At 69.5% G+C, this 20,482-nt stretch carries 19 protein-coding genes; 7 read left to right on the forward strand and 12 right to left on the reverse strand.

Annotated elements, in window-relative coordinates:
• Nucleotides 1-32: 32 nt before the first annotated feature.
• On the forward strand, nt 33-314 hold the full coding sequence (locus Pph01_RS16315) for a hypothetical protein (RefSeq protein ID WP_204073932.1): 282 nt from the start codon (nt 33-35) through the stop codon (nt 312-314).
• A gap of 45 nt (nt 315-359) precedes the next feature.
• On the opposite strand, the gene Pph01_RS16320 is transcribed toward Pph01_RS16315, so the two are convergent.
• From Pph01_RS16320 to Pph01_RS16335, 4 genes are all read right to left on the reverse strand, one after another.
• Nucleotides 360-1,388, reverse strand: a complete 1,029-nt coding sequence (locus tag Pph01_RS16320) for a S66 family peptidase (RefSeq protein WP_204073933.1) — start codon at nt 1,386-1,388, stop codon at nt 360-362.
• A gap of 84 nt (nt 1,389-1,472) precedes the next feature.
• Nucleotides 1,473-1,820, reverse strand: a complete 348-nt coding sequence (locus Pph01_RS16325; protein ID WP_204073934.1) for a GNAT family N-acetyltransferase — start codon at nt 1,818-1,820, stop codon at nt 1,473-1,475.
• A gap of 213 nt (nt 1,821-2,033) precedes the next feature.
• Nucleotides 2,034-2,447, reverse strand: a complete 414-nt coding sequence (locus Pph01_RS16330) for a GNAT family N-acetyltransferase (protein WP_239116744.1) — start codon at nt 2,445-2,447, stop codon at nt 2,034-2,036.
• 319 nt (nt 2,448-2,766) lie between these two features.
• Nucleotides 2,767-3,288, reverse strand: a complete 522-nt coding sequence (locus Pph01_RS16335) for a hypothetical protein (RefSeq protein ID WP_204073935.1) — start codon at nt 3,286-3,288, stop codon at nt 2,767-2,769.
• A gap of 285 nt (nt 3,289-3,573) precedes the next feature.
• Here Pph01_RS16335 and Pph01_RS16340 point away from each other — a divergent pair, with 285 nt between their 5' ends.
• Entirely contained in the window at nt 3,574-3,945 is a 372-nt protein-coding gene (locus Pph01_RS16340; RefSeq protein WP_204073936.1) for a VOC family protein, read from the forward strand.
• A gap of 52 nt (nt 3,946-3,997) precedes the next feature.
• Here the strand turns inward: Pph01_RS16340 and Pph01_RS16345 are convergent, their stop codons facing one another.
• Entirely contained in the window at nt 3,998-4,930 is a 933-nt protein-coding gene (locus Pph01_RS16345) for an SDR family NAD(P)-dependent oxidoreductase (RefSeq protein WP_204073937.1), read from the reverse strand.
• A gap of 107 nt (nt 4,931-5,037) precedes the next feature.
• Here Pph01_RS16345 and Pph01_RS16350 point away from each other — a divergent pair, with 107 nt between their 5' ends.
• Nucleotides 5,038-5,607, forward strand: coding sequence for a TetR/AcrR family transcriptional regulator (locus Pph01_RS16350; RefSeq protein ID WP_204073938.1), 570 nt, complete (start codon nt 5,038-5,040; stop codon nt 5,605-5,607).
• A 141-nt stretch (nt 5,608-5,748) separates the two neighbouring features.
• Here the strand turns inward: Pph01_RS16350 and Pph01_RS43700 are convergent, their stop codons facing one another.
• Nucleotides 5,749-5,967, reverse strand: a complete 219-nt coding sequence (locus tag Pph01_RS43700) for a class I SAM-dependent methyltransferase (protein WP_373315668.1) — start codon at nt 5,965-5,967, stop codon at nt 5,749-5,751.
• Nucleotides 5,927-6,397, reverse strand: coding sequence for a MarR family winged helix-turn-helix transcriptional regulator (locus tag Pph01_RS16360; protein WP_204073940.1), 471 nt, complete (start codon nt 6,395-6,397; stop codon nt 5,927-5,929). Before Pph01_RS16360 ends, Pph01_RS43700 begins: the two co-directional genes overlap by 41 nt.
• An 84-nt stretch (nt 6,398-6,481) precedes the next feature.
• Between Pph01_RS16360 and Pph01_RS16365 the strand changes: the two genes are divergently transcribed.
• Nucleotides 6,482-7,129: an FMN-dependent NADH-azoreductase gene (locus tag Pph01_RS16365; protein WP_204073941.1), complete on the forward strand. Its 648-nt coding sequence runs from the start codon at nt 6,482-6,484 to the stop codon at nt 7,127-7,129.
• Nucleotides 7,130-7,556: 427 nt separating this feature from the next.
• Nucleotides 7,557-9,077: an MDR family MFS transporter gene (locus Pph01_RS16370; RefSeq protein ID WP_239116745.1), complete on the forward strand. Its 1,521-nt coding sequence runs from the start codon at nt 7,557-7,559 to the stop codon at nt 9,075-9,077.
• A 19-nt stretch (nt 9,078-9,096) separates the two neighbouring features.
• Here the strand turns inward: Pph01_RS16370 and atpB are convergent, their stop codons facing one another.
• The gene (atpB, locus tag Pph01_RS16375) at nt 9,097-9,888 is read right to left on the reverse strand and encodes a F0F1 ATP synthase subunit A (protein WP_239116746.1); all 792 of its coding nucleotides are present in this window, start codon (nt 9,886-9,888) and stop codon (nt 9,097-9,099) included.
• Between the two features lie 171 nt (nt 9,889-10,059).
• On the opposite strand from atpB, the gene Pph01_RS16380 reads away from it, so the two are divergent.
• Nucleotides 10,060-10,785 carry a TetR/AcrR family transcriptional regulator gene (locus Pph01_RS16380; RefSeq protein ID WP_204073943.1) on the forward strand — a complete coding sequence of 242 codons (726 nt, stop codon included), beginning with the start codon at nt 10,060-10,062 and terminating at the stop codon, nt 10,783-10,785.
• Nucleotides 10,786-10,960: 175 nt separating this feature from the next.
• On the opposite strand, the gene Pph01_RS16385 is transcribed toward Pph01_RS16380, so the two are convergent.
• The 4 genes from Pph01_RS16385 to Pph01_RS16400 all read right to left on the reverse strand — a co-directional run bounded on the left by Pph01_RS16385 (nt 10,961) and on the right by Pph01_RS16400 (nt 17,014).
• A complete protein-coding gene (locus Pph01_RS16385) occupies nt 10,961-11,977 on the reverse strand; it encodes an NAD-dependent epimerase/dehydratase family protein (RefSeq protein ID WP_204073944.1) in 1,017 nt (338 codons plus the stop codon).
• 86 nt (nt 11,978-12,063) lie between these two features.
• Nucleotides 12,064-14,331: a SulP family inorganic anion transporter gene (locus tag Pph01_RS16390; RefSeq protein WP_204073945.1), complete on the reverse strand. Its 2,268-nt coding sequence runs from the start codon at nt 14,329-14,331 to the stop codon at nt 12,064-12,066.
• Between the two features lie 52 nt (nt 14,332-14,383).
• Nucleotides 14,384-16,288, reverse strand: coding sequence for a hypothetical protein (locus tag Pph01_RS16395; RefSeq protein WP_204073946.1), 1,905 nt, complete (start codon nt 16,286-16,288; stop codon nt 14,384-14,386).
• A gap of 183 nt (nt 16,289-16,471) precedes the next feature.
• Nucleotides 16,472-17,014 (reverse strand): YbhB/YbcL family Raf kinase inhibitor-like protein, encoded by a 543-nt coding sequence (locus Pph01_RS16400; protein ID WP_204073947.1) that lies wholly within the window; start codon nt 17,012-17,014, stop codon nt 16,472-16,474.
• Between the two features lie 187 nt (nt 17,015-17,201).
• On the opposite strand from Pph01_RS16400, the gene Pph01_RS16405 reads away from it, so the two are divergent.
• Entirely contained in the window at nt 17,202-20,471 is a 3,270-nt protein-coding gene (locus Pph01_RS16405) for an AfsR/SARP family transcriptional regulator (RefSeq protein ID WP_204073948.1), read from the forward strand.
• Nucleotides 20,472-20,482: the final 11 nt, after the last annotated feature.

Below are 20,482 nucleotides of genomic sequence, written 5' to 3' on the forward strand. Positions count from 1 at the left end.
GAGATCCGCCCGCGCACCACTACGATCAGCGCATGTCTAATCCTCTCGAACCTAATCTTTTCGCGGCCCTTATCCCGTTAATTTTCGCGTTCGTCCTCTTCATCTGCGTGCCCGCCTTCGTCATCTACGTTGGCGTAAAGGTTCTCTCAGCGTTGAAACCGTTCAGCAACGCCGGATCGTTCGGTCCTTTCGATCTTGCAACGAAGGTTCGCGGCCTGAAATCTCAAGGACGGTACGAGCAGGCTGTGTTGCTCGTTCGGGGCGAAACAGGCCTTGTCGAAGAGGAGGCGCGCTCGTTCGTGGACCGCGCATGATTGGACGGCCCCCGGAATGCGCAATGAACGCCGAGGCTTCACGGCTCAGCTGAGGACCTGTGTGAGCTCATTGCGATGTTCGGTGTACACCACCCGGCCGCGAGCGCCGTTGACAAGGGGCATGTACGGAGGGACATGGCCACACTCGACGTCGGCGATGATCGGTACACCAAGGCCGCCGAGGGCGTCGAGTACCGCCTCGTGTTGAGTGAGTGAGTCGATGCCTGGTGCCCGGGTGCGACCGACGAGGACCGCGTTCGCGTTGGCGAAGAACCCGGCGAGCCGCATCCCGTGCAGGTTTCTGCAGATGGTGGCCGCGTCGTCGTCGGACGCCTCGATGTAGACGAGCAAGCCTTCGGGCGCCGTGGCCCGTGCGAAGGACGCGATGTCACCGTACGGCGTTCCGGTGAGGTTGCACAGAGTCTCGATGCACCCTCCGATCAGCCGGCCCTCGACCTGCACGTCGCCATCGCCGTCCAGCCGCGTCCACCGCCCTGGGGTGTCGAGCGTGAACTCGCCCACTTCCGGATTGGCTCTGTAGTCGTCCCATCCCTGCGCTCGGTAGCGGTTCGGCGGAGCCTGAGTGAACGCGGTTCCCTGGTTCATCACCGCTATGTTCAGCCAGCTGAGCAGTCCTTCCGGCGCGCGGTACGGCGTGTCCATCAGGTTGTTGCCATGGATCGTCGCGATCCCGGTCAAGAGCGTGAGCGGCGTGATGATCGTCGACATGTCCGAGAATCCCACGACCCATGTCGGGTCGGCCTCACGTAGCGCGTCCCAGTCGAGCAGGGGCAGCAGGTCGATCGCGGTCACCCCGCCCCATGGCGGCACGACGGCCTTGATGTTCGGGTCGGTAAGCATGTTCATCAGTTCGCGTGCCCGCTCGGCCGCCGGAGCGCTGATGTGGCCGGCGCCGTCCATGCACTCCCCGACGACCACCTGATATCCGTGACTCTCCACGGTGCGGATGGCTACCTGCAGGCGATCTCGCAGGCTCTCGTCCACTCCGCTGGACGGGGCGGTGACACCGATCCAGTCACCGGGACGCAAGGGGGCGGGGTATCGCACGTTCATGCCCACAATCTTGGCGGAATCCTCGGCCGGACGGCCACTGAGAAAGTGGGTCGTCGACTGCGTCGGAGCGGGGCCGTGTCCTGGTCAGGTCACGACTTTGCCGATTTCGCCCGTCATCCAGATCAGGCGTTCGCCGTTGTGATCGATCTCGTGCCGAGTGACCATGCCCATTCGCTGGTAGAAGCCCTCGGCACGCGGCTCCGCGCCGACGCCGAGAAGACGCGCGTCCAGTGCGACCGCGCGCTGGATCAGGTGGCTCCACAGCAGGCGCCCGACCCCGGTGCCGATGAACGGCCGATCAACGAACAGCAGGCCGATTCCCAGGTAGTCCTCGTGTCCGTTGAGTGTGTAGAAGCCGATGGGAACGCCGTCCTTCTCGGCGACCGTGGCATGGCGAGACGCGATGTCCTCGGCGGTGAGCTTCGGCGTCACGGCGGGAACGTCCTCTACGCGGCCGCCTGTCCAATGCGACTTCGACCGCAGGAGCAGCTCGTCAAGGAACGGGAGTTCCTCGAGCCGGGCCGGGCGGATCGAAACACGTTCCATGCCACGAGCGTGGCATTCGCCAGTCGTGATGTCATCGGGATTTCTCGTCGCGCAACGAGCCGATGGCGGCGTTCACCCGCTGTCACACCGCCTGTTCCGCTACCGCAGGGGTTTGACCCAGCGGCCCCACTGGGGCTGTCTGGCGTACCCCGCTGCCAACCAGGCGCGATGAGCGAGCACGTTGTCGTCCAGGACCATTGCATCGGCCCGGAAGGCGTCGAATCCGGCGAAACGCTCCTCGGCGGCATTGAGCAGCGCGGTCGCTACGCCCTTGCGCCGGTGGTCGGGATGGACGGCGAGGCGATACAGGTGGGCCCGCCAACCGTCCCAGCCCGCGATCAGCGTGCCGACGATCTCGTCGTCGAGTTCCGCGATCAGGAGCGCCGCCGGATCACGCTCGATCAGCTGTAGTACGGCTGCGGCGGTGTCATGCCTGTCTGTGCCTTCGGCCGCCTTCCGCCAGAACGTCAGCACCGCCTCGACCTCATCGAGACGACCTGCTCGAATTGTCACCCCGATTTCCGTCACAAATGGTGAAGTTATCAGGATCGGGCCTGCGGCATGGGGTGCGTGGACTGCCGGCCGACCATGCGAAGCCTCGGGTCAGCACTGTCACCGTCGGGCTGGGTCACCACTGCGTGACAACGCCCTGAGTGGCAGGTGATGACGCCGAGCGGGAGCGCATCGCAGGTAGAGCCTGCCTTGCGTCACGGGCCCCACCGCCGCTACGACGACGGCAACCGGGGTGACCCGCCTCGCGGTCGGGTTCACGCCAGACGCTAGGGGACAAGAGGCGGCGGTGTGCCCGTACGGTCGACGACCCCGCGGGGAATCACGCCCGCGGGTCTACGTTCCAGTCGTGGGGGAGATCGCTACCGCAGAAAACGCACACGAAGTCGTCCTCGCGCACGATGTTGTGCTCCCGGCAGTCAGGACAGCGCCGGAACACCACCGGGAGTGTGAACGCCGCAGGGTGCTCGATTCCGGCGTGCTCCAATGCCTCCGCAACGGCCGGCCACGAGCTGACATCCGGGCAGTACCCGGTCGACTGGTTGCTGACCTCATCAACGAGCCAACGGCCCATGTCGTGACGGAAACTGATTTCACCTGCACTCAGGACCCGCCCACCGCCGGCACACACAACATGCTCGCTACGGCGCGGCGCCAACCGCAGCACGCCGTCCACGTCGACGACGAAGGTGAAGGCCTCCTCCCGCTCGGCCGGTGGCCGTTGAGACACCCATTCATCGAGGTCGGTCGACGAGGAGATTGCCCGACCTTCACCGCCGGGTCGAACCAGGACACGTAGGTCAGCGGGTCCCACGTAACGGTACGTACGCCCGCGCACGCTCATGCAGATCAACCTAGATCACGCGTGTGCCGAGTGGTCAGGACAGGACTGACATCGTTGGGGAAGTGTTTCGCAGGTCGTATGTCATTCAGAGCGAAGCCCGTACATATAACGAGCACTCGGAATTGGAATCCCGGCCATCGGCCTGCTCGAATCACTCATCTGAACGGACAAGTCCTTGATCGCCTGGTCAGGATCATTCGCCGAGAGTCGACTGCGTACGGCGATGGCATTGGAAATGTAACGGAGGCCCCCTGCGGCCTTCAGCCCGTCTGACACAATGGCCGAATGCTTGATCACTTATCCATCCAATGCGCTGACGTGGCCGCCAGCGCCGCGTTCTACGACGCCGTGTTGGCCCCCCTGGGCGGTGGGCGTCTGATGGATTTCGGCAGTGTCATCGGCTACGGGATCGCGCCGAAGCCCGATTTCTGGCTCGGGCCGAGGGATGCGGGCGACGGCTTTCGGGAGTCGCACATCGCGTTCACCGCACCCGATCGGGCGGCGGTCCGGGAGTTCTTCCGAATCGCGGTCGACGCCGGTGCCGAGATTCTGCATGAGCCGCGCGTCTGGCCCGAGTACCACGCGGGTTACTACGGCGCCTTCGTGCGCGACCCGGACGGCAACAACGTCGAGGCCGTCTGCCACATCCCCGAGTGAGCCGCGCCGGCGCTCATACGGAAGAGGTCCCAGATACGCAGTCAGGCGTCGGTCAGCGGCCGATCAGCTCGAGAGATACGTTCCACAGTCGCTCGGCGGCGACGGGGTCGAGCGCATAGGCACGCACTCCGGTCTCGGCATGCAGGTCTGTCGTGGGCTCGGCCTCGTTGTTGTCCTCGAAGTACCGTCCGCTGACTCCCTCGACGAGCGGGGACGCGGCGAGCAGCACAGAGGTGGACGCGCCTTGCTCGGGGGTCTTCCAGTCGTAGTTGTCGAAGATCTCCTGGGCTGCAGCGCTGGTCTGGTGACGCTGCAGTCCGGTGCGGATGCCGCCGGGCATGAGGGCGTTGGCCGTGATGCCGTCGGCCGCCCAGCGCTTCGCCGCCTCGACCGCGAACAGGACGTTGGCGGTTTTCGACTGGCCGTACGCCGACCATTCCTCGTACGGCCGCCGCTCGAACATGATGTCGTCGAAGACGATCGGTGAGACGCGGTGCGCGTTCGAGCTCACCGAGACGATCCGGGCGTCGCCGGCCTCGGCGAGAGCGTCATGGAGACGGAGCGCGAGGGCGAAATGCCCGAGATGGTTCGTGGCGAACTGGAGCTCCCAGCCCTCCTTCGTGCGGTGCAACTCGGGTAGGGCCATGATCCCGGCATTGTTGACGAGAACGTCGAGCGGACCGGACCAGGCGCGGCCGAACGCGTCGATCGAGCCGCGGTCCAGGAGGTCGAGTCCGGCGACGCGGATGTCGCCGGCCCCGGCCTTCCTGCGGAGATCGGCGGCCGCCTTCTCTCCGGTCTCCACGTCTCGGACCGCGATGGTCACGTCGGCGCCCTTCGCGGCGAGCGCCCGGGCGGTCTCGGCGCCGATGCCCGATCCGCCACCGGTGATGACGACGCGCTTGCCGGTCAGGTCGACGCCTTCGAGCACCTGATCATCGGTGGTCTCGCGGGTGAACGGCGTGATGATTCGGTCGGTGGTCATGCGACAGCGCCCCCTCTGAGGTGGGAAGTAGAATCAGAAGCGGAATCTATTCCGAATACGGTGATGCTAACCGGAATCCATTCCGGTTTACAAGGAGGGGCCTGGCCTTGACCACGACTGGCCGCGCGATGCGGGCGGATGCGCAGCGCAACCGCGATCGTCTGCTCGCCTCCGCCTCACGCCTGTTCGTCGAACGCGGCCCGGACGTCACGTTCATCGAGATCGCCAAGGACGCGGGTGTCGGCGTCGGGACCGTGTACCGGCACTTCCCGACCCGTGAGGCCCTGATCGAGGCGGCCTATCGCAGCGAACTCGACGCGGTGTGTGACGCGGCTCCGGCGTTGATACGCACGCTCGCGCCCGAGCAGGCCCTGCGCACCTGGATGGATCGGTTCATCGACTACATGACCACGAAGATCGGGATGAGCGACGCGATCCGTGCGGTGATCTCCTCAGGGAGCAATCCGTACGCGCACAGCCGCGAACGGCTCGACGCGGCGCTTGAGGTGCTCGTCGGGGCGACGACAGAGGCGGGCGTCACGCGACAGGGTGTCAACGTCGACGACGTGCTGATGACTCTGAGCGGGATCGCCATGGCCGCCGGCGAACCCGCGCAGCGCGAACAGGCCGGTCGGATGCTCGACATGCTGCTCGACGGCATCCGCCGCAACCCCTGATCCGTCGCCTCAGGCAGAGCCGCCCAAGGCCCCTACCGGTCGCGCCGGGCGATGACATGCAGAAGAGCGGCGACCTGGCGGTACGGATCAGTTCGGCCCGCGCGTTCTTCGCAGGCCAGCAGAGCCCCCGCGGGCAACGCGTCAGCCGAGCTGTGCACCACCTCGACGGAGAGGTCTGGCGTCAGCCTCCCGTAGCCGGGCCGGCATCTCCTGCGAGGAATCCAACGCAGTGACCCGATGCCCGCGCGCCGCCATACGCAGGGCCTGCGTTCCCTGCCCGCACCCGACATCGCATGTCCCCGGCGCAGGGTGACGTGGCCTACTCGTTGATCGCGGCCACGCAGGCGATGTCTTCGCCACCGCCGAGCGCCTGCTGGAGCAGGCTGTAGAGCGTCTCCCGCTGGGCCTCGTTGAGAGCCGCGAACACTTCGTCCTCGACCGCCGCGAGCGCGAACTCCGCCTTGGCGAGCCGCTTGACGCCTGCGTCCGTGAGCTCGACGACATGACGGCGGCGGTCCTCGGGCGAGCGCCGCCGCGCGATCAGACTCTCGGCTTCGAGGTCGTTCAGCAGCCCGACGATGTTCGTCCCGTCCATCTCCAGCGTGGCCGCGAGGGCCTGTTGCGTGCAGCCGGAGCGGTCCCGCAGCACCGTGAGGGCGATGAGGTGGCGGGGCCGGAGGCCGAGCGGCGCCAGCACGGATTCGCCGCGGAGGCGCACACGGCGAGCCAGCTGGTCGAGCAGTGCGCCTGACCGATGCACCGGCTGGTTGACGACGGGCAGGGAGGTCATGAGCCGAGTCTAGCCGAGTTGACGTTCTATCGATTGAGCGCTAATCATTGATGCAACACGAACCATCTATGGAAGGTCAATGACATGGCTCACCTTTTGCACATCGACTCGAGCATCCAGGGCGACCGATCCGTCAGTCGCAGGCTCAGCGCCCGGGCTGCCGCCGTCTGGCGGGCCAGGCATCCCGGTGGGACCGTCACGTACCGGGACCTGGGCGGCGAACCTCTGCCGCACCTCGACGCGGCCGGCGGCCTGGCCAGGATGGTGCCGCCTGATCAGCACACGCCGGCGCAGGCCGAGTCCTGGGCGCTGACCGAGCTGTTGATCAACGAAGTGAAGGAGGCCGACGCGATCGTGCTGGGGCTCCCGCTGTACAACTACGGCGCACCGAGCAGCGTCAAGGCATGGGTGGACCACCTCATCGCCGCCGGGCTGTCGTTCGACCACGCGACCATGACCGGCCTGCTCGGCGGACGCGACTTCATCGTGGTCGCCAGCCGCGGCGGCGGTTACACCCCGGGCGCGCCTCGTGAGGGCTGGGACCACGCCGGGACGTGGCTTCCGCACGGCCTGGCCGTCACCGGTCTGGAGCCGCGCTTCATCGCGGCCGAGCTCACGCTCGCCGAGGTGACGCCCGCCATGGCCGAGCTGATCCCGCTGGCGCACAAGAGCCTCGCCGCGGCGGAGCAGGAGATCGACGGGCTGTGGTCCCCGGAGCCCGCACTGGTCTGAGGCACACGCTCGCCCTCTGCCATGACCAGTACGGCGACCTCGTGAACGACGAGGTCGCCGTACCGGCTGAACGACGGCGTGGGCCGGTGGGCTCCTCTGGGTGATCCGGCCCGGCCTGGGCGTACGGGTCTGGGCCACACCCGATCTGACGAAGCCGATGACGGCGATCGCTCGCGGCATCACGTCTGTCCCGCCGGGGAAGGGGGAAGCGGATCGTCCTGGGGGAGGGGCGGCCGACGGGAGAGGCGACTGACCTGCCGACCCGGCAACGCGGGCGAAACCGGGAACGCGGACGGCGTGGGAATGCGGACGAAACGGGAATGCGGAAGGGGGCGGTCGCAGTTGGCGCTTGTCGGGACGAGTGCGCTTTCAGGCGGACGAGTCCGTTGGTGATTTCGTGCTCGACCCGCAAGGAGAACTTCCCCACGTGGCAACAACCATCTCGAAGGGCGTCGGGCTCCGTTCGGAGCGCGGACCGGTGCTGGCGGCCGTCATGCTCTCCACCGGCCTGGTGGCGCTGGACAGCACGATCATCGCCACCGCGGTGCCGTCCATCGTCAGCGACCTCGGCGGCTTTTCCCAGTTCCCCTGGCTCTTCTCGATTTATCTGCTGACGCAGGCGGTGACGGTCCCGCTGTACGGCAAGTTCGCCGACATCGCGGGTCGCAAGCCGGTGATCCTGCTCGGCATCACCGCCTTCCTCATCGGGTCGGTGTTGTGCGGGTTCGCCTGGAGCATGCCGGCGCTCATCGCCTTCCGCGCCGTGCAGGGCATCGGCGCGGGAGCGGTCCAGCCGATCAGCATGACGATGATCGGCGACCTGTACACGGTGGAGGAGCGGGCCCGCGTCCAGGGCTACGTCGCCAGCGTCTGGGGCGTCGCCTCGGTGCTGGGGCCCACCCTCGGCGGCGTGTTCTCCGAGTACGTGTCGTGGCGGTGGATCTTCTTCATCAACCTGCCCCTCGGCGCCATCGCGATGTGGATGATCGCCCGGCGGTTCAAGGAGAACGTGACACCCGGCTCGCATCGCATCGACTACACGGGGGCGGCCCTGCTCATCTCGGGCTCCTCCCTCCTCATCCTCGGCCTGCTCGAAGGCGGGGTCGCGTGGGGCTGGACCTCGGTGCCCAGCGTGGTCATCTTCGTGGCGGGCATCGTCCTGCTGGTCGTGTTCGTGCTGGTCGAACGGCGGGCGGCCGAGCCGGTCCTGCCGCTGTGGGTCTTCCGCAACCGCACGCTCACGGGTGGCAACCTCGTCGCGGTGGGCGTCGGCGCGCTCCTGATCGGGCTGAGCTCCTACATCCCGACGTACGTGCAGGGGGTGCTCGGCACCGGGGCGCTGGTGGCGGGCTTCGCGCTGGCCGCGCTGACCATCGGGTGGCCCATCGCCGCCGCCCTGTCGGGACGCGTCTACATGCGCATCGGCTTCAGGGACACGGCGCTGATCGGCAGCCTGCTCATCGTGGCCGGCGCCGTCCTGTGCGGACTGCTCGCCCAGGACGCCATGGTGTGGCAGGTCGCCGCGGCGTGCTTCGTCGTCGGCGCGGGCCTCGGCCTGTCGTCCAGCCCGACCGTCGTCGCCGTCCAGTCGGTCGTCGGCTGGGAACGGCGCGGCGTGGTCACCGCGACCAACATGTTCTGCCGCTCCATCGGCAGCGCGGTGGGGGCGGCCGTCCTGGGAGCCATCTCCAACGCGACGCTGGCCGACCGGTTCGCCCATCCTCCTGCCGGTGTCGCCGGTCACCTGCCGAAGAGCGTCGACGCGACCAGCCTGGTGCTCGGAGGGCAGGGGTCGGCGGTCCGCGATTCGGCGGTGGGGGTCTTCGTCCGCCGAGCGCTCTACGACGCTGCACACCACACGTTTCTCGCGCTCGTCGTGGTGGCCGTGCTCAGCGTGGGCGCGCTCCTGCTGATGCCCCGGCGCACCGAGCAGCTCAGCTTCGACTGACCGGTGGCCCGCCGGGTCCCTAGTGGTCCGGGTGCAGGGAGCCGCCGATGAACATGGCGGCGAGCATGGTGAACAGGAACGCCTGGAGGAACTGGATGAAGATCTCCAGGCCCGTCATCGCGACGGTCGTCACCACGCTGAGGACGCCGATCGACGCACCCGGCAGGGTCGGATGCGCGATCAGGAACCAGAAGCCGGCCGCGCTGAAGAACGCCAGCAGCAGGTGTCCCGCGAACATGTTGGCGAACAGCCGTACGGCATGCGTGAACGGCGCGGTGACGAAGTTGTAGAGCAGTTCGAGCGGGGCGAACAGCGCGATGGCCAGGGGCTTCGGCAGGCCGGGCGGGAACATCATGTTCTTGAAGTAGCCGCCGAGCCCCTGGTGCCTGATGCCCAGATAGATCTTCAGCACGTATACCACCAGAGCGAAGATCACCGGGAACGCGATGTGCGAGTTCACCGGGAACTGCAGGACGGGGACGACCCCCATGAAGTTCCACACCAGGATCAGCACGAACAGACTCAGCAACAGCGGCATCCAGCGTTCGGCGTCCTTGCCCAGGAACGGCCGCGCCACCTGGTCGCGCACGAACTCGTAGACATACTCGCCGGCGTTCTGCATGCCGCGCGGCACCAGCTTCGGTGAGGCAAACGCGGCCCACGCGAGCGAGCACACCAGGACCACGCCGAACGCCGCCATGACGACGGGCTTGTTCAGCCAGTGTGGTGCACCGTCCCAGAGCGGCGGGAAATCGAAGATGCCGACTCCCGGAGCCTCGAACTCGTCCACGGCGACAAGTGACACGCCCACCGACCGGTCCCCTCGTGCGACGGCAATACCGGGTACGACGTACTCGGTTATGTTCCTGAGGCTACTTACTGGATACGTAGTACGCAATATCTGGCCGGGAAGGACCGTTGACATCGCATCAGGTCGTGGAGGTGTGGTAGTTCAGACCAGGCACAGCGAGAGATGGTGAGGATGACAAGTCGGGAGAACCTCTGGATGCGGCCGGAGCAACCCGCCCGGGGGCCGCGGCCGACGTTCAGCCGCGCGCAGCTGACGGAGGCGGCCATCCGGGTCGCCGACGCCGAGGGGCTGGCCGCGATCTCCATGCGGCGCCTCGCGACCGAGATCGGGGCGGGGACGATGTCCCTCTACCGATACGTCTCGGGCAAGGACGACGTCATCGAGCTGATGATCGACGCCGTCGTCGCCGACTACCTCCCGCCGGACCTCGTCCTGTCGGGAGACTGGCGGGCCGATCTGCGCGCGCTGGCCGGCCGGGTCCGCGAGGTCATCCTCCGTCACCCGTGGATCGCCCCGTTGTCGGGCACCCGGCAGCAGGCGAGCCCGAACCGGGTGCGGATGCTCGACACGGCCCTGCGCATGGTCGACGGTCTCGGCTTGAGCTTCAACGAGATGCTTACGGTCATCGGCACGGTCTTCGCGTACGTCAACGGATTCGTGGAGAGCGAGTTGGCCGAGGCCGAGGCGCTGCGCCGTACGGGCCTCGATCTGATGGAGTGGATGACTCTGCAGGTTCCCTACCTGCAGTCCGTCGTCGCGAGCGGGCGATACCCCATGGTCGTGAGGATGCTGACGGAGGGCGGGCAGGACTACGTCGACGTGGGGGACCGGTTCGCCTACGGGCTCGACCGCCTCCTGGACGGCATCGCGGCACGCCTCCCGCAGGCCGGTGACTGAGCCCGCTCAGCCCCTTCCTTCGGAAGCCGGTACAGACCCTCGGCCCCGATGAGGGCGTGGGGACGCCGGCTTCGCTGCCGCGCCGCGTGAACGCCACGCGACCGCGAAGCCGGCACCCATCAGTGCGGCGACACCCGCCGCCCACCGGTTCACATCAGCCCGAGGGCGCGGAAGATCAGGTGCGCGCGTCCCAGTCGGCCAGGATGCGGGCCTCCTTCTCGGGGTCGATGCCGTGCCGCAACATCCGGTTGCCGAAGCTGCGCTCGCCCTCGGGGACGTCCTTCAGCCACTCCCAGGTGTCCCTGACGGTCTCGGTGACCGGACGGCACGTCAGACCGGCGGCCAGGGCCTTCGCCGACGAATGCGTCCAGCCGCCCGTGGTCTCCGGGCCCTCGGCCAGCCACAGGGGAAGCTCGGTCCACTGCTCCACCTCGTGGTCGAGCAGGAAACCGTCCTCGGCCCACACCAGTTCGGCATCGGAGCCGGTGACCTCCACGCAGTCGGCCAGCCAGCTTCCGAAGGTGGCGTTCGCGCGGACGCCGCCGGTGAGGTAGCGGCCCGTGGTGCGCTTTTCCGCCTGCGCGAGGGTGAAGGCGGCGATGTCCCTGGCGTCGATGAGCTGGATCGGCAGGTCGGGATTTCCCGGTGCGAGCACCCGGCCGCCCTTGGAGATCCGCGTGAGCCACCACGGCAGGCGGCCCACGTTCTCGTACGGCCCGATGATCAGGCCGGGGTTGACGATGAGCGAAGGCCCGTCGAAGTACTCCTCGACCGCCCGCTCGCACCCCGCCTTCAGCACGCCGTACTCGCCGAAGTCCGCGTCGGCGTCGGGCGGGCACTCATATCGTGGGAAGGTCTCGTCCACCGCGGGCTTGGCCGGGAAGTCCGGATAGGCCGAGATGCTGGAGATGAACGTGTAATGGCCGGCGTGCCCGGACAGCCGCCGTACCGCTTCGAGGACGTTGGCGGGCGTGTAGCCGCAGACGTCGATGACGACGTCCCACTCACGCCCGTCCACCAGCCGATCGAGGTCCTCGAGGACCTCTCTGTCGCCGTGTACGGCGTGCACGCCCGGCAGGCCGGGTCCGCTCACGCCCCGGTTGAACGTCGTGACCTCGTGCCCCTGGGCCAGGGCCTCCGCCACGATCGCCCGGCCCAGGAAAACCGAACCACCGATGATCAGAACTCTCATGAGCCCATCCTTCGCGAGACCGTACGACCGTGTCGCCGTGGTTTCACGATCAGCGGACGGGCTCCGCTGAGAGCAGACGGGTCGGTTCAGCCGCGGCGCAGTTCTGGAACGGCCGAAAAGTGCTCCCTCTCGAGCACGTGGACGCGGGCCGCGGGGATGTCGAAGTAGAGCCCCGTGAGTTCCAGCTTTCCGGCACGCACGAGCTCGTTCACGAGAGGGTGGGTCTCCAGGTTGTCCAGCTGCTGGATCACGTTCACCCGGCACAACCGGTCGAGCGGACCGGCGTCGTCGTCTTGCTCGGGGACGGCGGCGAAGCGGGCCAGACTCTGCTGCCCGTGCCGCAGCCAGTTGCGCAGCGCGGGCAAGTCGGGCGCCTCGCTGAGGAGGGCGGACATCGCGCCGCACCCCGAGTGGCCGCACACCGTGATCGTCCGCACCTCGAGGACATTCAGGGCGTACTCGATGGCCGCCGAGACCGAGTCGTCGGGCGGAGCGCTCGAGACGCGTGGCACGAGGTTGCCGATGTTGCGCACCGTGAACAGGTCTCCCGGGCCGCTCGCGGTGATGATGTTGGGCACGATCCGCGAGTCGGCGCACGTGATGAACAGATGGGAGGGAGTCTGCTTGCGGGCCATTCTGTGCAGGAGCGGCCGGACGAGCGGCGCGGTCCTGCGGTGGAACTCCCGCGTCCCCTGCAGCAGGTCCGGCACGGCCTGAGCCTGGTCCGTCACGTGGTCGCCGTTGGGACCGTTCTCGCACATCTCGTCGTAGGCGCACATGCTCTCGGCCTGGCGCACGGGATCGACCACGCGGCGGCGGTAGGCCCACGGCAGCCAGAAGCGATCGTGCTTCGGCGGGGTCCTGGCCGGCAACATTCGGGCGCCGCTGACGGCCGCGGCGTACCACTCGCCGTGCAACTCGTCGATGTCGATCGTGCCGCCGCCGCGCTCGTGCTCCAGCCGCCAGGCGTGGAGCGTCTCGAAGCCGGCGTGGTCCATGAAGTCGAGGTTCAGGTCGAGTTCCACCGCCGTGCCCTGCGGGATCGTCGCCAGGGACTCCGCCAGGCGGGGCACGCCGAGGAACGTGAGGGACCCGGTGACGACGACGCGCCAGCGGTCGCCCGCCTGCCGTACCACCACGGAGGTCCAGGCGAGGCGGCGCAGGGCGAGCAGCGCGGCCAGCCCGAGGCCGAGCGCGACGCCCTCCGCGAGGCCGATGACCACGACGCCGCCCATGGTCACGAAGTAGATGGGCATCTCACGGTGCCCGCGCAGGTTGCGCGCGTGTCCGAGGTTGACCATCTGCACGCCGATGAACAGCAGCAGCGCCGCCAGGGCCTCGAGGGGGATGAGTGCGATCATCCACGCGAATCCGGCCGTGAACAGCAGCACCCACAGGCCGTGCAGGACGGTCGACCAGCGGCTGCGCGCCCCCGCCCTGGCGTTGGCCGTGGTGCGCACGACCACGCCGGACACCGGCAGGCCGCCGAGGGCGCCCGACACCACGTTGGCGACGCCCTGCGCGGCGAGCTCCCTGTCGAGGTCGGCACGCGGGCCGTCGTGCTGCCGGTTGGACGCCACGCAGGTGAGGAGCGACTCGACGCCTGCGAGGAGGGCGACGAGCAGGACCGCGCCGGCGATGGCGTGCCAGTCGCCCTGCGGCAGCAGCGGGGACTCCAGGGAGGAGAAGCCGCCGGACAGGTCGACCCGGGTCAGGTCCCAGCCGAGCACGGCCGCCGTCAGAGCGGCGATGACCAGCGCCGCGAGCGGAGCGGGCACCTTGCCGAGCCGGGGCACCCGCGACCAGACGAGCAGGATCCCGATCGTCAGGAGGCCGACCAGGACGGCGTGGCTGTGGTTGTTCACGATCTGCGACGGCAGTTCGAGAATGTTCTCGAACGCGGAGGTTTGAGGTTTGCCGCCCAGCACGATGTGCAGCTGGGAGAGCGCGATCACCACGCCCACCCCGGCGAGCATGCCGTGGACGACGGCGGGGGAGACGCCCAGCGCCGCCTTCGCCACCCGGAACGCTCCAAGGAGGAGCTGGAGCAGGCCGGCGAGGAGCGTGATCATGCAGGTGGCTCGCCAGCCGTAGGTGTGGACGAGCTGGGCGACGACGAGCGACAGGCCGGCCGCCGGTCCGCTGACCTGGACGACCGATCCGCCCAGCGCCCCGGCGACCACACCGCCCACGACCGCGGCCACGAGACCGGCCGCGATCGGGGCTCCGGAGGCGACGGCGATGCCCATCGACAGGGGCACCGCCACGAGGAACACCACCAGAGAAGCCGGCACATCGTGCTGGAGCACCGACCCCCAATAACGCTTGGAACTCGCCTGACTACTCTGTGTCATGGGGCGACCCTATGACAGGGGCCACCCGCCGCTCAGGCAAGCCGGCGGAAAATCACCGGTAATAGTCGGGATAGTCAGGCTCAGTTTCCGGCTGACGGTGGTTGCCCCTGCGTGAGCTCGTCGACTGCTGGGCGGATCCGTAGAGCTCGTCGTAGGACGGCCAGCTGCCGCCCGCGTTCTGCTCCGGCCACGACTGCTGGCCGTTGCCGCCGGTCTGACCCTGCTGCTGGTCGTAGCCGTAGGGGCTCTGGCCGGAGGGCACGTCGTACCCCGCCGACTCGTACGGCGACACCGTGTGGCCCGGGCCCGTGTGGGCGCCCGTGGGCCCGGCCGCGGAGTCGGCGTCATCGATCGTCGCCCACCCCGCGCTCACCTCGTAGGAGGGGGTCCCGGTGGAGTATGTCGGGTCACTCGAATACGGGGAGTAGCCGTCGTAGCCCGGCTGCTGGGCGGCCGGTTGCTGGTAGCTCTCGGTGCTGGGCCAGGTCGTGTTGCTGCCGCTGCCGCGGGCCGGCTCGGGGTCGTCGAAGATGTCGCGAGCACCCTGCCAGGACGACGGGGCGGCCGGAGCCGGTGCGGCCGAGGCCGCCGGCCAGGAGGTCTCGTTATGGGTGGGGGTGGCGGGGATCGGGGTGACGGGCGGCACGCTCGGCGGCACCGTGTAGGAGGGACCCGTGTCCGCGGTCGTGAACAGGCCGCTGGAGCCGGGGGGCAGGTCGTAGGAGTCGTTGCTCCGGGGGGCCTCGTAGGCCGTCCAGCTTTCGAAGGATCCCGTGCCGGGAGCGGACGGTGTCGCCGAGGTCAGCGGATCGGAGGCGGGCGCGGGCGTGGCGGCCGGGGGGAACGCCGTTTCGAACGAGCCCGTTCCAGTGGGGTACGGCCCGGTGGCGGGAGCCGGTGCGGGCGTCGCGTCGAAGCCGCCGGCCAGCGGACCGGTGCCGAGTGGGGCCTCGAAGGACCCGCTCGCGCGGCCGGCGCCGGTGTCGGACGAGGCCGCCGCGGCACGGCGGGCGGACCGCGAGGACCTGCCGGATCTGCCGGACCGGGACGAGGCCGAGCCCGACGGGCGGGCCGGAGGGGTGAAAGAGTCGCCCGCCGGGGGCGCGTTGAACGGTCCGGTGGCGGGGCTCGCGTCGAACGACGCCGCGGAGGGAGTCGTGCTGAACGATCCGGTGGCGGGGCTCGCGTCGAACGACGCGGCCGAGGGGGTCGCGTCGAACGACCCGGTCGACGGGTTCGAGTCGAACACATCCGCGGGAGTGGAGGACTGAGGCCGTCCGGGCGCGGGCGTTCCGAGCGCGCCGAGGACGTCGGGAGTCGGCGCGGAGAACGCCACCGTCTTCTGGTCGGCGGCGGCCGATGCGGGGGTGGCGCGCTTGCGGCTGCTCGGACGGTCGGAGGCGGAGCGCAGCGGAAGCGGAGCCTGAACGGTCGCGGCGTCGGGGTCGGCGGCCCGGGACGGGGTCGCCGCCTGCGCGTTCGCCGGGGCGTCGGAAGGCGCGCCCGATCGGCCCGTGGGGCGAGGGGTGCCCATCCGGGCGCCGGGGCCGCCGGTGAAGCCGCCGTCGTCGGCGCGGACGCGGCTCCAGTACTCGTCGTCGTAGTCGTCCGACTCGCCCCATTCGTCGACGCCGCGACGACCGCGCGGAGCGGCGGGCTGCTTGCCTCCGCCGCGCTGCGCCGCCTGGCGCCCTCCGGGCTTGGCCGCGGGACGCTGCTTGGCCGCGGTCTTGTCCTTGTCGGAGGGCTCCTCGAAGGCGTCGAAACCCTGAGGGAAGCTCTCGAAGAACGTCTCCTCGGCGGGACGGCGAGGCTTGGGGCCCTTGTTCTCGGCCATCGCCTTGATCCGCTCGGAAGAAAGGGCGCTCTCCCTGCGGTTCATCGAGCGCATGCCCAGAGCCACGACGACGAGCACCAAGAGCACGACGGCGACGAGGCCCATAATGACCGCAGTCATAGCACCACCTTCAAGGCCATGGCCTGCCTGCGGCGCCGGTGAGATCGCGCGGCCATCGACGCGACCTGCCCCCTTTGACCACCTGCGCTCAGCAATTGGATCCGATTCTGCTTGACCACAATGACCGTTGTCACACCCTAGGCGAAGATTGGTGTAGCACGACTACCTCCGGCGTTCAGCATGTCACTCGATGTTGTCCGCCGTGAGGCGTCCGCGAGCGATGGTGTGATCGGCGATGTGCTCGAGCGTCTCCGCCAGGGGCGCTCCCTGCCTGAGGTCGAGTTTCGCGTCGAGGGCGTAGACAGTGAAACGGTAACTGCCGTCGGTCTGGCACGGAGGCGTATACCCGACTTTGCCGTTCGACGCCTGGCCCTGCCTCGCACCTCTCGGGACGCCGTTCTCGGCCAGCTCGGTGGTGTTCGGGTCGATGTTGAACACCACCCAGTTCACCGCGCTGCTCCTCGCACTGCTGTCGTCGACGACTATGGCAACGGACTTCGCGCCCGACGTCCCCGACCAGCGGAGGGGAGGGTTGCCCAGCCCGCCGCTGCAGGAATAGCCGTGCGGCAGGGGCGCCCCGTCACGAAAGCGCGGGCTCGACACACTGATCACGTCGAGGTTCCTGGGCGATCCGCCGCCCAGGATCCCGCAGCCCGACGCAGCGAGCGCCACCGCCGTGATGGCGACGGCACAACGTGCGCCCATGGACTTCGTCGGCGACCCCATGCCCGATGATGCTACGCGGATCGGAATGGTGCGCCGACCGAATCGGGCTGATCCGTGCCGCTGTTCAGCCGGGCGTACCGCTCTCACCTGCTGCGTCCTGTCTCTTGATTCATCCCATTCCGACCACTGGTCCCGCTAGAGGGTACTGACTGCGCGGGGATGCGGCGTTTTCGGCGACAATCGAGGCATGCAGGGGGTGACGCTGGACACGGGCGTGAGCTTCGCCGTCCTCGGGCCTCTCGAGGTACGCGAGGACGGCCGCCTGATCGAGATCGGCGGGCAGCGGTTGCGCGCCCTGCTCACCCTCCTGCTCCTCGACACCGGCCGCACCGTCCCCACCGACGTCCTGGTCGCCGGCGTGTGGGACGACCGCCCGCCGAACGGCGTGGGCAACGCGCTGCAGGCGCTGGTGTCCCGGCTCCGGGGGACGATCGACCGGACGCTCGTGGTGGCGGACCCGTCCGGTTACCGCCTTCTGGTCCCGCCCGACCAGGTCGACCTCCACCGCTTCACCCGGCTGGCCCGTGAGGGAGGCAGGGCGCTGGAGACGGGAGACCCCGGCCTGGCCGTACGGGTGCTCACCGAGGGTCTCCGCCTGTGGCGCGGCGCACCGCTCACGGACCTGCCCGTCGGCGGTGTCGAGGTGGCCCGGCTCGAGGAGATCAGGATCGCCGCGACCGAGGACAGGATCGACGCCGAGCTCAGGCTGGGGCAGTTCCCCGAGGTCGTCTCCGAGCTGTCCCGGCTCATCGCCGCCCACCCGCTGCGCGAGCGGCTGCGCGGGCTGCTGATGCGCGCCCTCTACGGTTCGGGCAGGCAGGTGGAGGCGCTCGCCGCCTATGAGGACGCCCGTGTCGCGTTCGCGGAACGGTTCGGCGCCGACCCGTCGCCCGCGCTGGCGGAGCTGCACCTGTCCATCCTGCGAGGAGACGGCTCCGCCCTGCGGGGAGACGGTTCCGCCCTGCGGGGAGACGGTTCCGCCCTGGGGGGAGACGGCTCCGCGCTGCGCGGCCCTGACGAGGGGGAGCCGCAGGTTCCGCCGCGCGTGCACGAGCCGGTCCGGCCACTCGATGCGCCGCCCGCGCGGAAGGGCAACCTGCGCGCCCGGCTGACCAGCTTCGTCGGGAGAGAGGGCGACGTCGAGCAGGCGGGGGAGCTGCTGGCCCGCAACCGCCTCGTCACACTTCTCGGGCCGGGCGGCGCGGGGAAGACCAGGCTCGCCGTCGAGTCGGCCGAGGCGTTCGCGCCCTCCGCCCCGGACGGCGTGTGGCTCGTGGAGCTGGCGTCCGTGGTCGACCCGGCCCAGGTCCCGCGCGCGGTCCTGGCCGCGCTCGGTCTCCGGGACATGGGGCTCGTGCCGGTGCGCTCGTCGGCGGGACCGGCCGCCGACTCCGACGCGACCGACCGTCTGGTGACGGCGCTGGCGGGACGCTCAGTGCTGATCGTGCTGGACAACTGCGAGCATCTCGTGAACGCCGCGGCCATCCTGGCGGACCGGCTGCTCGCCGACTGCCCCGGGATCCGGATCCTGGTGACGAGCCGCGAACCGCTCGGCATCACCGGCGAGGTGCTCTGGCCGGTCCAGCCGCTCGGCCTCGACCACGCCGTACGGCTGTTCGCCGACCGCGCGGCGGCGGCGCGGCCCGGCTACCGCGCGCAGGACGACCGGGACGCGGTCGAGCGCATCTGCCGCGGGCTCGACGGCATGCCCCTGGCGATCGAACTGGCGGCCGCCCGCCTGCGGACCCTGTCCGCGGACGGGATAGCCGACCGGCTCAGCGACCGTTTCCACCTGCTGACCAGCGGGAGCCGTACGGCCATGCCCCGCCACCAGACTCTGCGCGCGGTCGTCGAGTGGAGCTGGGACCTGCTCGACGACGGGGAGCGCACGCTCGCGGCACGTCTGTCCGTCTTCGCGGGAGGCGCCACGCTGGAGAGCGCGGAGGAGGTCTGCCGCGGAGACCTCGACGTGCTCGGCCGTCTCGTCGACAAGTCTCTGGTGGTGTTCGACGGCGGCCGCTACAGCATGCTGGAGACGGTCCGCGCCTACGCGGGCGACCGGCTGGCGGAGACGGGCGACGAGCGCGAGATCCGGATGGCGCACGCCCGGTTCTTCGCCGAGATGGCCGAGACCGCCGACCCGCATCTGCGCCGGGCCGAGCAGGTCGAGTGGCTCCCCCGGCTGTGGGCCGAGCACGACAACCTGACGTCGGCCCTGTTGTGGGCCACCGATCAGGGCGAGGCCGACGTGGCGCTGGCACTGGTCGGCAACCTCGGCTGGTACTGGTGGCTGGTGGGGCAGCGTCGGGAGGGCGCGCAGCGGGCCGAGGAGGTCCTGCGCATGGCGGAGGGCGCGGATCCCGAGGCCGACCCGGTGAAGGTCGCGCTCGCCCACGCGGTGCTCGGCCTGACGTGGGCCGCGGCGGACCTCCAGTGGGACAGGGCGAAGGACAGCCTGAAGACGGCGATCCGGCTGCTGCGGGACCACCCGGCCCCGGATCCGCCGCATCCGATGGTGGCCATGGCCGCGCCCATCCTGGCGCTCCTGCTCAGCTCGGACCGGGAGGCCAACGCCCGTCTGGAGGACCTGTTCGGCCATCCCGATCCTTGGGTGGTCGCCGCCGCCTACATGTTCCGCGGCAACATGGCGTTCAACTCGGGCCGCGTCGCCGAGGGGGAGGCCGACCTGCGGGCCTCCCTCGAGCTGTTCAGAGAGGTCGGCGACCGGTGGGGGATGGGCAACGCGCTCGCGTCGCTCGCGGAGGCGGGCACGATGCGTGGCAGCGGCGAGGCCATTGAGATCCTGCGGGAGGCCATCGCGCTCGTCGACGAGGTCGGGGCCGTGGAGGACACGCCGTACATGCGGACCCGCCTGGCGATCGCCCTCAACATCGCCGGTGACCGCGCGGCCGCGGCCGCGGTCCTGCAGGAGGCCATGCGCATCTGCGTCGACAACGCCGACCTCGTGGGGAAGGCCGGCGTGGAACATGTCCGCGGCGACTTCGCCCGGGAGGCGGGCGACTTCGACGCCGCCCGCGAGTGCTACCACGAGGCGTTGCGGCTGCTGGGCGGTCCGGAGATGTCGTCGGCCCGGCAGTTCCAGGCGACGCTGAGCGCGTCGCTCGGCATGCTGGCCGCGCAGGAGGGCGACCTCAGACGGGCTCGCCGCCTCCACGGCGAGGCGCTGGCCCTCGCGGTCGAATCGCAGGACGGCCCGGTGGTCGCCCATGTGATCGTGGCGTACGCCTGTCTCGCCGCCGTCGAAGGCGATCACGAGAGCGCCGCGGTGCTGCTCGGCGGGGCGACCGCCGTCCGCGGGATCGTGGACGTCGTCGGCTTCGACCACGTCCGCGCCACGGAGGCGGCCAAGGCCGCGCTCGGCGGGGAGGAGTTCTCCCGGTGCTACGAGCGCGGCCGGGCGATGACCCGGGAACAGGTCGTCGTCTTCGCGGGCTGACCCCGGCGCCG

The sequence above is a fragment of the Planotetraspora phitsanulokensis genome, from assembly GCF_016863295.1.
GTDB lineage: Bacteria > Actinomycetota > Actinomycetes > Streptosporangiales > Streptosporangiaceae > Planotetraspora > Planotetraspora phitsanulokensis.